Source organism: Cupriavidus sp. 22TCCZM01-5 (assembly GCF_057798915.1).
In genome coordinates this window covers 1-12,243 of sequence record NZ_JBYOJR010000046.1, presented here as the reverse complement: position 1 = coordinate 12,243, position 12,243 = coordinate 1, and the positions used below count along the sequence as shown (strand labels likewise).

Sequence of the window (12,243 nt, the reverse complement as noted above, 5' to 3'; positions counted from 1 at the left end):
GATTCAGGATTCCAGCGCGGGCGGCGGCGCCGGCACCCATTCGTCGCCGAAGACTTCAGGCTCGGCATAGGCCTGCAGCGCGGCGTAGTGCAGTTCAACGTCTTCCTGGTACAGCAGGCCGGCAATGCCCTGGCCCAGCCGCCTGGCACCATCGCTGATGGCCGGGATGTCGCCGGACACGGTGCCGTGCGAGAGCGCGGCCGGATAGCAGAACGCATGGATGCGCGACAACCCCGGGCAGCAGCCCGGCGTCTTCTCCTGCAGTTCGAACGCGGGGCCCAGGTCGGGCGAATCGGACAGCTCGCCATCCTCCTGTCCCGGCCGCGGCGCATGGCGGTCGCGCCAGAAGCGGATCTGGGGCGCGAACGCGGCGAACTCCGGGCGGGTTTCCAGCGCAATGCGGAATCCTGTCGAGAAGATCAGGAAATCCAGTTCGAACACACCCTTGGGCGTGCGCACGCGCAGCACGTCGCCGTCCACGTCGATGGCGTCAAGCGCGCAGTCCAGGTTGAAGCGCGCATTGGGGTGGCGCGATACGCGCAGCGTGCTGCCGCGCGGCGGCGGCACCTGCTGGCTGTTGATGTAATGACGCAGGCGCCATTTCCATTCATCCGTCAGGCCATAGTGGCCGTGCGTCAGACCGGGATTGCCGGCGCCCTTGCTCTTGTTGACGCGCGGAATGTCCGCGCGGCGGATCAGCAGGTCCACGCTTGCGGCGCCGGCTTCCAGCGCGGTGGCGGCGCTGTCCATGGCCGAAGCCCCCGCGCCGACCACGCCCACGCGCTTGCCGCGCAGGCGGCCGTAGTCCATCGCATCGGACGAATGCGCCCACAGCGCGCGCGGCAGTCCCTCGGCGACCGGCGGCACGCAGGCGCCGCCCAGTCCGTCGCGGCCGGTGGCCAGCACCACGCGGCGGGCCAGCACGGTACGCGCTCCGTCGGGCGTGGTCATCGACAGCGCGACCAGGCCGTCGGCGCGCGGCAGCACCTGGTCGACACGGTGGTCGTTGCGGATATCGAGCCCGAGCACCTGCCTGTACCAGCGCAGGTAGTCCATCCATTGCAGCCGCGGAATCTTGTCGAGCGCTTCCCAGGCTTCGCCGCCGTACTGGGCTTCAAACCATGCACGGAAGGTCAGCGCCGGCAGGCCCAGCGCAGGGCCCGTGAGTTGCTTGGGCGAGCGCAGGGTCTCCATGCGGGCGGTGGTGGCCCACGGCCCTTCAAAGCCGGCGGGCGACTGGTCGAAGGCGCAGGCCGGGATGCCCAGGTGCTTGAGCGTGGCGCTGACGGCCAGTCCGGCCATGCCGCCGCCGATCACGGCAACATCGAGCACGGCCTGCCCGCCGTGGGTGCGCGGCATGGTCCAGGCCTTGGCGGGCAGTTCCAGCCAGGCCAGGTCCTGGCGCAGGCGCGCTTCGAGCGCGGCCAGGCCGGCCTGGCCGCGTGCGTTGTCGGTATCAGTCATGGCTCGGGGGTTCAGTGTCTTCGGTTGGGGCGGCGCCGTCGCCGTACAGGGACTGGAGCAGGGCGCCATGATCGGCCGGATCGCGGCGGACAAAGTCGGGCAGCAGCGTGGCGGACGCCTCGGCCAGGACATCGACCAGCCCCAGCACGACCGCGCTGGCCGGACGCGCCTGGGGCGTGATCACGCCGAAATAGAACGGGATGTCCGCGTCGACAGGGCGCACGGCAATATCGGTCAGCGGCAGGCCGCGCGCGGTCACGGGTTCGAGCACGGCGATGCCGAGCCCGGCGCGTACCAGCGTCAGCGCGTTGATCGAGGTATTGGTGTCGATCACGGCAGCCGCACCAATGCCTGCGCCGGCAAACGCGGCATCGGTGCGGCGCCGCAGCCGGTACGGGTTCTGCATGGTGACGATGCGGCGTTCGCGGCAGTCGGCCAGGCGAACGGTCTCGCCAGCCGCGAGCGGGTCGTCCGCGCGCATGGCCGCCACGCACGCGGCCTGCCCGATCCAGTGGACGTTCACGCCACGGTGCTCCAGCGGCAGGCTGTTCAGGCCGATCTCGGCGGCGCCGGTCAGCACCGCATGCACGACCTGTTCGGGCGATACGCTCCGGACCTCCACGCGCTCGGGCGCGCACAGTCCGCGCGCAAAGGCCAGTGCGAGCGCCGCGGGCAGCAAGCCGGCCGACAGCGCGGGCGTGGCGGCAATGCGCAGCGGGCGGCCGTCGCCTCGCGCCAGCGCCGCGGCGCGGTTGCGGATCTGCTGCAAGCCGGCCAGCGTCTGCTCGACCTCGTCATAGAGCAGGAATCCCTGCTCGGTCGGGCTGACGCGCGGACCGCTGCGCGTGAACAGCGCAAAGCCCAACTCGCCTTCGAGTTCCTGGATGAGACGGGTAATCGCCGGCTGCGAACGGCCGAGCAAGCGGCCGGCAGCGGTGATACTGCCGGTCGTGACGACCGCTGCAAAGGCTTCCAGTTGCCGGATCTCCATTTGGGGGCGGGTGGCTTTGTATGCGATTTACGAATTCTGTGCCGTCAAGCATGCGAATGGCAAATACTATTTGGCTATGACGTCATGCGCACGCCTATGATGTAGAGATGCCGGATGCACATCGGCCGCCCACAGGAGTGACGTCTTGTTCGCCTTCCCTCGTACCGGCGTTCTTGCGGGCGCGGCAGCCTGGCTTGCCGGCCTGTTGCTGGCGCTCGCACTGACGGGTACGTGCAGCGCACAGGGCGCCGGTACCTTGCGGGTCGGGTCCAAGCGCTTTACGGAGTCCTACATCCTCGGCGAAGTGCTGACGCAGGCGGCCGGAGAAGCCCGCCACCAGGCCGGGCTCGGCAACACGGCGATCGTCTTCGAGGCACTGCGCGCCGGCAGCATCGACCTCTATCCGGACTACACGGGCACGCTCGCGAGCGAGATCCTGAAACTGCCGCCGGGCGCGACGCTGGAGCAGATCAACCAGGCGCTGGCGCCGATGGGACTGGGCGCGGGCATCGCGCTGGGTTTCGAGAACACCTATGCGCTGGCCGTGTCGGACGCGCATGCCGGCGGCTTGCGGCGGCTGAGCGACCTGGTACGGCAGCCGCGGCTGCGGCTGGGCCTGTCGCACGAATTCCTGGGCCGGGCCGATGGCTGGCCGGGGCTGGCCCGACGCTATGGGCTGCCGCAGCTTCCGGTCGGGCTGGATCATGGCGTTGCCTACGAGGCGCTGGCGGCCGGGCAGGTCGACGCGATCGATATCTATTCCACCGACGCCAAGATCCGCAAATACGGGCTGCGCGTGCTGGAAGACGATCTGCACTTCTTTCCGCGCTATGACGCCGTGGTGGTCTACCGGCTGGACGTGCCGCGCCGCTTTCCGGCGGCATGGCAATCCTTGCAGTCGCTCGCGGGGCGCATCAGCGCGGCCGACATGGCGGCAATGAACGCGGCCGCGGAGATCGACGGGCAGTCTTTTGCGGCGATTGCACGCGGCTTCCTGTCCGGAAAGGCGGCGCAGCGGTCCGGCCGTGGCGGCCTGATGCAGGCACTGCTCGGTCCCGACACGCTGCGCCTGACGCGCCGCCACGTGGGCCTGGTGGCGGGTGCCGTGGGGGCTGCCACGCTGGCGGGCATACCGCTGGGCATCATATCGGCGCGGCGCCGGCGCCTGGGGCAGGGCGTGCTCGGCATGGTCAGCGTGCTCCAGACGGTGCCGTCGCTGGCGCTGCTGGCGATGCTGATCCCGCTGCTGGGCCGCATCGGCGTCTGGCCGGCGATGGTGGCGCTGTTCCTCTATGCGCTGCTGCCGATCGTGCGCAACACCTGCACCGGGCTGCAGCAGGTGTCCGCCGGCATGCGCGACGCGGCACGGGCGCTGGGGCTGCGCGACCTGCAGGTGCTGCGCTACGTGGAGCTGCCGCTGGCGCTGCCGGTGGTGCTGGCCGGCGTGAAGACTGCGGCCATCATCAGCGTGGGCACCGCGACCATTGCCGCATTCGTCGGCGCGGGCGGCTACGGCGAGCGCATTGCCACCGGGCTGGCGCTCAACGACACCGTGCTGCTGCTGGCCGGGGCGATCCCCGCCGCGGTGCTGGCCCTGGTGGTGCAGGCCGGGTTCGAGGCGCTGGAATGGGCGCTGCGCCGGCGCGGTCGCGGCGGCCCGCCGATCTGATATGCAAGAATTTCCGATATCTGATGCTGTCATGTTCCGCCGCCGGCGCCGATAATCGGCGCCAGGGCAGGCAGCGCCCCGCAGTGGCTGCCAGGGGAGACAAGGAGGTAGTCATGAACCCGTTGAGGCTGGTCCGCACCGTACTATGGGGCTTCCTTGGCCTGCGCAAAGGCCAGGAACACCAGCGCGACCTGGAGAACATGCGGCCGCTGCCGCTGATCCTGACCGGCGTGACGCTGGCCGCGGGGCTGGTGCTGGGCCTCGTGCTGGTGGCAAAGTTCGCGGTAGCCAGCGCCTGAGGCTGGCTGCCAGCGCGGCAGACAGATCGTGATCACCGAGAACAACAAGACCTGGACGCACCCATGCTTTTCCCCGCAAGGCGGTTGCTGACCGCCGCCACGCTGCTCGCCGGCCTGCTCGGCAGTGCTTGCGCCGCTGCGCAGGCCGCCACGGCCGATGTGGAGCGCGGCCGCTACCTTGCGCGCATCGCGAACTGCGCGGCCTGCCATACGAACCAATCCGGCAAGCCGTTTGCCGGCGGCCTGCCGATCCGCACCGCGGCGGGCACCCTCTATTCGACCAATATCACGCCGGACGCGACCGGCATTGGCGGCTACACGCTGGCGGAATTCGACCGCGCGGTGCGCCAGGGCGTGGCGCGCGACGGCAGGCGGCTCTATCCGGCCATGCCATACCCGTCCTACGCGCGCATGCGCCCCGAGGACGTTGCCGCCCTCTATGCCTATATGCGGGCCGGCGTTGCGCCGGTCAGCCAGCGCAACCGCGATGCCGAGATGCGCTGGCCGTACAGCATGCGCCCGCTGCTGGTAGTGTGGAACGCGTTGTACCTGAGCGGCTCGCCGGTCCGCACCGATGCCGCGAAGGGCGCGGAATGGAACCGCGGTGCCTATCTCGTGCAGGCGGTCGCGCATTGCGGCGCATGCCATACGCCGCGCGGCTGGCTGTATGCCGAAAAGGGCCTGGACGAGCGCAGCAAGCGTTTCCTGTCGGGCGCGAGCGTGGAAGGCTGGTCGGCGACCAATCTCACGGGGGATCAGGTCACCGGACTGGGCGCATGGTCGCGCGCGGAAATCGCCGAGTTCCTGCGCACCGGGCGCAATGCGCACGCGACCTCGTTCGGGCCGATGTCCACGGTGATCGCCACGGCCACCCAGTACATGGCGCCGGCCGATCTCGACGCCGTGGCGGTCTACCTGAAGTCGCTGCCAGGCGCTCGCGGCGAGACCGGGCCGTTCCGGCATGATCCGGCCACGGCGCCACGTCTGCTGCAGGGCCGCTTCGACAGCCCGGGCTCACGCCAGTACTCGCAGTTCTGCATGCCTTGCCATGGCGCCGACGGCAAGGGGTTCGCGCGCGTGTTCCCGCCGCTCGCCGGCAATCCGACGGTCGCCGACCCGGACCCGGCCTCGCTGGTCAACCTGTTGCTTAACGGCGCCGTGACCGCGCGCGTCGACACCGCGCCGACCGACTATCACATGCCCGGCTATGGCTGGACCCTGGACAACCAGGAACTGGCCAACCTGCTCACCTTCATCCGCGGCAACTGGGGCAACCGCGCAGCGCCGGTCGGCGAGGCGGCCGTTGCCGCGCGCCGGCGCGAGCTGGAAGCCGCCCGCTGACCCCGCCACGACGACCCATGACGATTTCGCGCAGAGATTTCCTCAACGGCACCGCGCTGGCCATTGCCGCCGGCATGGCGCCCGCGCAACTGCTGGCCGCCGCGCAGGTGCAGCCCGGCGCGGCTTATCCGCCAGCGCTGACGGGCCTGCGCGGCAACCACGCAGGGACCTTCACACTGGCCCACAGCCTCGCGCGCGAAGGCGCGAAGTACCCCACCGTGATGGCCCACGAGGCCTTCGACCTTGTGGTGGTGGGCGGCGGCCTGAGCGGGCTGGCGGCGGCGTGGTTCTATCAGCGCCGCTTTGGCCCGGGCAAGCGCATCCTGATCCTGGACAACCACGACGACTTCGGCGGCCACGCCAAGCGCAATGAATTCACGGTGCGCGGCAAGCGGCTGGTGACTTATGGCGGCAGTGCGGAGATGCCGCCCACGGCAGCCGCCGATGCCGCCATGCGCGAGCTGCTGGGCGGCCTTGGCCTGGATCCGGCACGCGCGCCGCTGGCGGAGCCGGCGGACCCCTATGCCGCGCTCGGCATGGGCCGCGCGGTGTTCTTCGACTCGGACCATTTCGGCCGGGACCAGTGGCTCGGCGGCGATCCGTTCGGCGAACTGGTCGACGCGCGCGGCGGGCGGCAAGGCGTTGCCGCACCGGGCGCCGCGGTGCTGCAGCGCTTCCTGGATGCCGCGCCATTGCCGCCGCAGGACCGCGCGGCACTGGCCCGGCTTGCCGATGGCAGCACCGACTACCTGCCGGGCATGGCTGCCCCAGAGCGCGCTAGCTATCTTCTCGGCACGCGCTATGCGGCGTTCCTGCGCGACAAGGCCGGCATCGGGCTGGCCGGGCAGCGTTTCCTGCGCAGCCGCAGCAACGATGCCTTCGCGCTCGATGCCGACGGCATCAGCGTGGCCGACGCCATCGGCATCGGCCTGCCGGCTGGCGCGGGCATGCCGGCACCGGCGCTGGATCCGCGCCTGGGCAAGTCGCCGGCCTCGCGGCTGTGGTTCCCGGACGGCAACGCCTCGCTGGCGCGGCTGCTGGTGCAGAAGCTGATTCCCGGCGTAGCGAAGCTCGCGCGTCCCACGGATATCGTCAACGCGGCGTTTGACTACGGGCGCCTGGACCAGGACGGCGCGCCGGTACGGCTGCGCCTGGAGGCCACCGCCATCGCGGTGGATCCGGATGGCCCGATCACGCGCGTCACGTACGGCTGGCGCGGCAACCTGCACCGTATCGAAGCGCGCCACGTGGTGCTGGCGGGCTGGAACATGATGGTGCCGTACCTGATGCCGTCACTGCCGGCCGCGCAAGGCGACACGCTGCGCGGCGAAGTGAAGGCGCCGCTGGTCTATACCAAGGTGGCGCTGGACCACTGGCGCGCTTTTGCCGCGCTCAAGACGCGGCGCATCCACGCCCCGGCCATGGCCCATACCGACCTGTGGCTGGAGCCGCCGGCCGGCTCCAGCCCCGCCGATCCCGCGGTGCTGCACATGCTGTATGTGCCGACGGTGCCCGACAGCGGCATGAGCGCGCGCGAGCGCTTCCGCGCGGGGCGTGCGTTCCTGCTGGGCACGCCGTTCAGCGAACTCGAGCGCGGCATCCGCACGCAGCTCGACCGCATGCTGGGGCCGGCGGGATTCGCCGCGAAGGACGTGATCCGCGCCATCACCGTCAACCGCTGGGCGCACGGTTACAGCTATCGGCCGGATACCCTTGCCGGGGAGGATCCGGCAGCGTGGGCATCGCCTGCGGGCGTGGGCAATGTGAGCTTCGCGGGCAGCGACAGCGCGGGCAGCCCGTCGCTGACGGCGGCTGTGGCACAGGGCCGGCGTGCCGTGGATCGCCTGGCGGGCTGAACTCAGCCCAGGCGCTCGCGCCCGTGCGGCGCGGCAAGGTCCAGCACCGGCCCGGCGGGCACGACGCCGGCCGGATTCAGCGTGCGGTGGCTTTCGTAGTAGTGGCGCTTGATGTGCTCGAAGTTCACGGTGCCGGCGATGCCGGGGTGCTGGTAGAGGTCGCGCACGAAGCCCGACAGCGCCGGATAGTCGGCGATACGGCGCAGATTGCACTTGAAGTGCCCGACATACACCGGGTCGAAGCGGACCAGCGTGGTGAAGAGGCGGATGTCAGCTTCCGTCAGGCGATTGCCGACCAGGTAGCGCTGCGTGGCCAGGCGGGCTTCCAGCCAGTCGAGCGTTTCGAACAGCGGCCATACGGCCTCTTCGTAGGCCTCTTGCGAGGTGGCGAAGCCGGCCTTGTAGACGCCGTTGTTGACCGTGTCATAGACGCGCGAGTTGACCGTGTCGATCTCCGCGCGCAGTGCCGCCGGATAGTAATCGCCGGGCGCCGCGCCAATGCCGTCGAAGGCGCTGTTCATCATGCGCAGGATCTCGGACGACTCGTTGCTGACGATGGTCGCGCGCTGCCGGTCCCACAGCACCGGCACCGTGACGCGGCCGCTGTATTGCGGATCGGCGGCCGTATAGACCTGGTGCAGCACGCGCGCATGGTTGACCGTGTCCGGCACCACGCCAGGCCCGTCGGCAAAGGTCCAGCCTTCCGCGCGCATCAGCCAGTGCACCACCGAGACGCCGATCATGTCCTCCAGCCCCTTCAGGCGGCGCATGATCAGCGTGCGGTGCGCCCACGGGCATGCCAGGCTCACATAGAGGTGGTAGCGCCCGGCCTGCGCGGCGAAGCCGCCCGACCCCGACGGCCCGGCACGGCCATCGGCCGTGACCCAGTTCCGGAACGCGGCGTCCTTGCGCACGAAACGCCCGCCGGTGGAGTCGGTGTCATACCACTTGTCCTGCCACTGGCCATTCACCAGAAGTCCCATTCGCTGCTCCTTGACGGCTGCGCGCGCCGTGCCTGCCGCATGACGCGCCTATGCCGCCATGGTGAGCGCTTTTGGCCCGCTTTCCCTACGATTTTCCAGACCGACTCGTTCGACTGCGTTGAACAAGTTGGCGTATGCGGGCCTTGCGTGGCTGCAGCAAGGGGTGGCGCGGCTCAGTGGTCCGCCGCTTGTGCAAGCAAGCCTTCGATCTCCGCGTCCTTTTCCTCCCAGCGCTCGGCCAGCCAGCGATGGAAGTCGCTGCGGAAGGCCGGGTCGGTGCCGTAGTCGGCGCTGCAGAATTCCGGCGGGATGGGGATCTGCCGCACCCGGACGATGACGGGGCCGGTGCGGCCGCAGGCAAACTGCCAGAAGCTCGGCGCGCCGTGCGGATAGACGATGGTCGCATCCAGCAGCGCGCGAAAGCGCTGGCCCATGGTGTTGATGGTCACCGCCAGACCGCCAGCCTTGGGCTTGAGCAGATGGCGATACGGCGAAGCCTGCGCCGCGCGCTTGGCCTCGGTGAAACGTGTGCCCTCCGTGAACACCATCACGCTGGTTGGCGACAGCGAGAATTTTTCGCACGCGCGGCGCGCCGTGTCCTGGTCCTCGCGCCGGAGTTCGGGCTTGCGGCGCAACTGCGCCCGCGTGCGGCGCTTCATGAAGGGAAAGTCCAGCGCCCACCAGGCCAGGCCGATGAACGGTACATAGAGCAGTTGCTGCTTGAGGAAGAACTTCAGCAACGGCACCTGGCCGTTGAGCGCCCGCTGCAGCACGAAGATGTCCACCCACGACTGGTGGTTGCAGTTGACCAGGTACCAGTCGGACCGCTTCAGGCCGGCCATGCCGTCGACATCCCAGCCGTAGCGCTGGATCGCGCCGAACCACGCGCCATTGCACGTAATCCATGCGCGCGCGATGCCATTGAGCATGGGATCGATGCGCCGCCTCGCGCCGGGCATCGGCAAGGCCAGCTTGAGCAGCGCGAACGGGCAAAGCAGCAGGCACCAGAGCAGCGTATTCAGCGTGAGCACAAGCAGGCTGACGACGCCCAGGGGCCAGCTATGCAGCGGCGGGCTGGACTTGCGCTGGTGGAGGTGGAGAGGTTTGTCGCCGCTCCGGATGGCCTGGCCGGCAGCGCCGGTGCTGCCGGGAGCGGCATGAGTGGTGGGGGTGGTAGGGGTGGTGATCGATTTCATGCGCGCCAGTTTGGCGGCGCGAAGCCGGCGACGATTTGCGCGCGATCAAATCCGATCCCATGCCACTGGGAAATCAGCGATTGTGGCTGCAAGGGCGGGCCTTATTTGGCTGGCGCTTTCTTGCTGTGTGGTTTGCCCGGCGGCTTGGACTGTGTGTCCTTGTCATCGGCCAGTGACGAAGACGTATCCTGTTTCGCGCCCTGCGTGTACGGATCGAACTTGTCCCCGGCACGCTGGGTGTCGGGAACGTATCCGTCCTTGTTGGTGGAGCGTTGCGGATCGGCAGGGGTGCCCTGGCTGCGCATGTTGTAGTCGTAGCGGTCCGCCGGGTTCGCCGGTCCGGCGGCATGGGCGGCTATCGGGACAAGTGCGGCGATGGCCAGTGCGGCAATGGTCTTCATGAATGCCTCCTTGCGAACGGGGTCGCGGGATGCGATGCGTCGGGTTGCACCGGCAATGTGTCTTGCCGATGCGCCAGACTCCTAGCCTAGGCGCCTCGGGCGCCAAGTTCCAGTGCCTGTCAGCGCGGCATGTGGCGCCGGCGTTGCCCGATGTCTGTCGCAACCTGCCTCGTTCTCAGACACACTTTCCGCGTCAGCCGCCGCACACCGGGTTTGGCGGGTGTTTCCTGGCATATGCAGGGCCCGGTCTCGAGCACAGGGCTCAGACGCATTCCCGCGGGCGGCCGCGCTCGAGCACCGCCTTGCCGACGCGCGAACCGTAGGGTCGCCCGATTGCCTCGGAGATGAAGACGCCAGCCTGAATCACCTGGTCCGGGTCGATGCCGGTATGGATGCCCATGCCGTGCAGCATGTACAGCAGGTCTTCCGTCGCCACGTTGCCCGACGCGCCCTTGGCGTAAGGGCAGCCGCCAAGGCCCGCTACCGAGGCGTGGAAGATGCGGATGCCTGCCTGCAGGCTGGCCAGGATGTTCGGCAGCGCCTGGCCATACGTGTCATGAAAGTGCCCCGCCAGCCGTTCGCGCGGGAACACATTCGCGGCGGCTTCCATCACGGCCTGCGTGCGCAGCGGTGTTCCTACGCCGATGGTGTCGGCAATGTCGATCTCGTCGCAGCCCAGGTCGCGCATGCGGCCGACCACGTCGGCCACCTTCTCAAGCGCAATTTCCCCCTCATAGGGGCAGCCGAGCGCGCAGGAGATGCTGGCGCGCAGGCGCAGGCCTGCAGCCTTGGCCGCCGCGGCCACCGGCTCGAAGCGCGCGATCGATTCGGCCACCGAGCAGTTGATGTTGCGCTGGGAAAATGCTTCGCTGGCAGCGCCGAAAATGACGACCTCGCCGGCGCCGGCGGCGAGCGCGGCTTCGAAGCCCTTCATATTGGGCGTCAGTGCCGAATAGACGGTGCCGGCCCGGCGCGCGATGGTGCCCATGACTTCCGCGCCATCGGCCATCTGCGGCACCCACTTGGGCGAGACAAAGGACGCGGTCTCGATATTGGCAAAGCCCGCCGCGCTCAGGCGATCGACGAGTTCGATCTTGGCTGCGGCCGGCACATGGCGCGCCTCGTTCTGCAAGCCGTCGCGCGGGCCCACCTCGACGATCTTGACGGACTCGGGCAGCGCAAGCCGCTGGGGAAGAGCAGGGGCGTTCCGTTCCATGTCAGGCGGCCTCCTGTTCCAGCGTCACGAGTTGCGCCCCTTCCTGGACCTGGTCGCCGACGGCGTACAGCACTTCCTGCACGGTGCCGCCTGCCGGTGCGGTCAGCGTGTGCTCCATCTTCATGGCTTCCATGACGATCAGCGCATCGCCCTTGTTGATGGTGGCGCCGGCCTCGACCATCACCGCAATGATGCGGCCCGGCATCGGCGCGGCCAGCTTGCCGCCTTCGCCTTCGGCTTCGCCGGCATGCAGCAGCGGGTCCGCCAGTACCAGCGAGCACTGGCCTTCGCCGCTGAAGACGTGCAGCGTGTCGCCGTCGATATGGCACTGCCCCTTGACGGTAAGCTCGCCGAGGTCGATGGTGTGCACTTCGTCGCGCAGCGACGCGCGGAACGGCAGGGACTTGCCGCGGGCGGTGAGGCGCTGGCGGCCGGCTTCGCTGTGCACGGTGACATCGATGTTGCCGTCAGGGCTCTGCAGGCGGTAAGCCGTGCTGCCTGGGCCATTGAGCCGCCACGCGCCGCCATGCGTCCACGGCGAGTGCTGGTCTGCTGCATCGATGCGGCGCTCGCGCGTTTCGCGGTCGAGCAGGGCGGCGGTCGCCAGTGCAATGAATTCCATGCCGACCGGCGCGGGCGGCGGGAACAGCGTAGCCTCGTTGCGTTCGATCAGCCCCGTGTCGAGATCGGCCGTGCGGAACGCTTCGGATTTCACCAGCCGCTGCAGGAATGCCACGTTGGTCGACAAGCCCACCACGTGGTATGCCGCCAGCGCCTGGCGCATGCGCGCGAGCGCCTCGTCGCGGTCCTTGCCCCACACGATCAGC

Annotated in this window: 11 protein-coding genes; 4 read left to right on the top strand and 7 right to left on the bottom strand. The window is 69.2% G+C overall.

The annotated features are described in order from the left end of the window. Positions 1-3: 3 nt before the first annotated feature. Positions 4-1,464 carry a SidA/IucD/PvdA family monooxygenase gene (locus AC3FNH_RS29360; RefSeq protein WP_276100591.1) on the bottom strand — a complete coding sequence of 487 codons (1,461 nt, stop codon included), beginning with the start codon at positions 1,462-1,464 and terminating at the stop codon, positions 4-6. Further along, positions 1,457-2,455, bottom strand: coding sequence for a LysR family transcriptional regulator (locus tag AC3FNH_RS29355; RefSeq protein ID WP_488722570.1), 999 nt, complete (start codon positions 2,453-2,455; stop codon positions 1,457-1,459). Before AC3FNH_RS29355 ends, AC3FNH_RS29360 begins: the two co-directional genes overlap by 8 nt. Positions 2,456-2,660: 205 nt before the next feature. Here AC3FNH_RS29355 and AC3FNH_RS29350 point away from each other — a divergent pair, with 205 nt between their 5' ends. The 4 genes from AC3FNH_RS29350 (at position 2,661) to AC3FNH_RS29335 (ending at position 7,620) form a co-directional block, all read left to right on the top strand. Continuing rightward, positions 2,661-4,124, top strand: coding sequence for a glycine betaine ABC transporter substrate-binding protein (locus AC3FNH_RS29350; RefSeq protein ID WP_488722593.1), 1,464 nt, complete (start codon positions 2,661-2,663; stop codon positions 4,122-4,124). A 113-nt stretch (positions 4,125-4,237) separates the two neighbouring features. Next, complete coding sequence (locus tag AC3FNH_RS29345) at positions 4,238-4,423, top strand: DUF2970 domain-containing protein (RefSeq protein WP_276100588.1); 186 nt, start codon at positions 4,238-4,240, stop codon at positions 4,421-4,423. Positions 4,424-4,486: 63 nt separating this feature from the next. Beyond that, positions 4,487-5,764: a cytochrome c gene (locus AC3FNH_RS29340; protein ID WP_276100587.1), complete on the top strand. Its 1,278-nt coding sequence runs from the start codon at positions 4,487-4,489 to the stop codon at positions 5,762-5,764. A gap of 17 nt (positions 5,765-5,781) precedes the next feature. Beyond that, positions 5,782-7,620, top strand: a complete 1,839-nt coding sequence (locus tag AC3FNH_RS29335; protein WP_488722569.1) for a flavin monoamine oxidase family protein — start codon at positions 5,782-5,784, stop codon at positions 7,618-7,620. Positions 7,621-7,622: 2 nt separating this feature from the next. On the opposite strand, the gene AC3FNH_RS29330 is transcribed toward AC3FNH_RS29335, so the two are convergent. The 5 genes from AC3FNH_RS29330 to AC3FNH_RS29310 form a co-directional block, all read right to left on the bottom strand. Beyond that, positions 7,623-8,603 (bottom strand): glutathione S-transferase family protein, encoded by a 981-nt coding sequence (locus AC3FNH_RS29330; RefSeq protein ID WP_488722568.1) that lies wholly within the window; start codon positions 8,601-8,603, stop codon positions 7,623-7,625. 173 nt (positions 8,604-8,776) lie between these two features. After that, the gene (gene yihG / locus AC3FNH_RS29325; protein WP_488722567.1) at positions 8,777-9,799 is read right to left on the bottom strand and encodes a 1-acylglycerol-3-phosphate O-acyltransferase, YihG family; all 1,023 of its coding nucleotides are present in this window, start codon (positions 9,797-9,799) and stop codon (positions 8,777-8,779) included. A gap of 101 nt (positions 9,800-9,900) precedes the next feature. After that, complete coding sequence (locus tag AC3FNH_RS29320) at positions 9,901-10,200, bottom strand: hypothetical protein (RefSeq protein WP_276100582.1); 300 nt, start codon at positions 10,198-10,200, stop codon at positions 9,901-9,903. A gap of 262 nt (positions 10,201-10,462) precedes the next feature. After that, positions 10,463-11,416, bottom strand: a complete 954-nt coding sequence (locus AC3FNH_RS29315) for a hydroxymethylglutaryl-CoA lyase (protein ID WP_488722566.1) — start codon at positions 11,414-11,416, stop codon at positions 10,463-10,465. Between the two features lies 1 nt (position 11,417). Beyond that, positions 11,418-12,243 (bottom strand): acyl-CoA carboxylase biotin carboxyl carrier protein subunit (locus AC3FNH_RS29310; protein WP_488722565.1); only part of this gene is annotated, 826 nt, incomplete at its 5' end.

What these genes read in the sequence shown, in the direction of transcription:
- AC3FNH_RS29335 (WP_488722569.1), top strand. Translation starts at nt 5,782, where the DNA reads ATGACGATTTCGCGCAGAGATTTCCTCAACGGCACCGCGCTGGCCATT.
- AC3FNH_RS29360 (WP_276100591.1), bottom strand. Translation starts at nt 1,464, where the DNA reads ATGACTGATACCGACAACGCACGCGGCCAGGCCGGCCTGGCCGCGCTC.
- yihG (WP_488722567.1), bottom strand. Translation starts at nt 9,799, where the DNA reads ATGAAATCGATCACCACCCCTACCACCCCCACCACTCATGCCGCTCCC.
- AC3FNH_RS29315 (WP_488722566.1), bottom strand. Translation starts at nt 11,416, where the DNA reads ATGGAACGGAACGCCCCTGCTCTTCCCCAGCGGCTTGCGCTGCCCGAG.
- AC3FNH_RS29330 (WP_488722568.1), bottom strand. Translation starts at nt 8,603, where the DNA reads ATGGGACTTCTGGTGAATGGCCAGTGGCAGGACAAGTGGTATGACACC.
- AC3FNH_RS29355 (WP_488722570.1), bottom strand. Translation starts at nt 2,455, where the DNA reads ATGGAGATCCGGCAACTGGAAGCCTTTGCAGCGGTCGTCACGACCGGC.
- AC3FNH_RS29345 (WP_276100588.1), top strand. Translation starts at nt 4,238, where the DNA reads ATGAACCCGTTGAGGCTGGTCCGCACCGTACTATGGGGCTTCCTTGGC.
- AC3FNH_RS29340 (WP_276100587.1), top strand. Translation starts at nt 4,487, where the DNA reads ATGCTTTTCCCCGCAAGGCGGTTGCTGACCGCCGCCACGCTGCTCGCC.
- AC3FNH_RS29320 (WP_276100582.1), bottom strand. Translation starts at nt 10,200, where the DNA reads ATGAAGACCATTGCCGCACTGGCCATCGCCGCACTTGTCCCGATAGCC.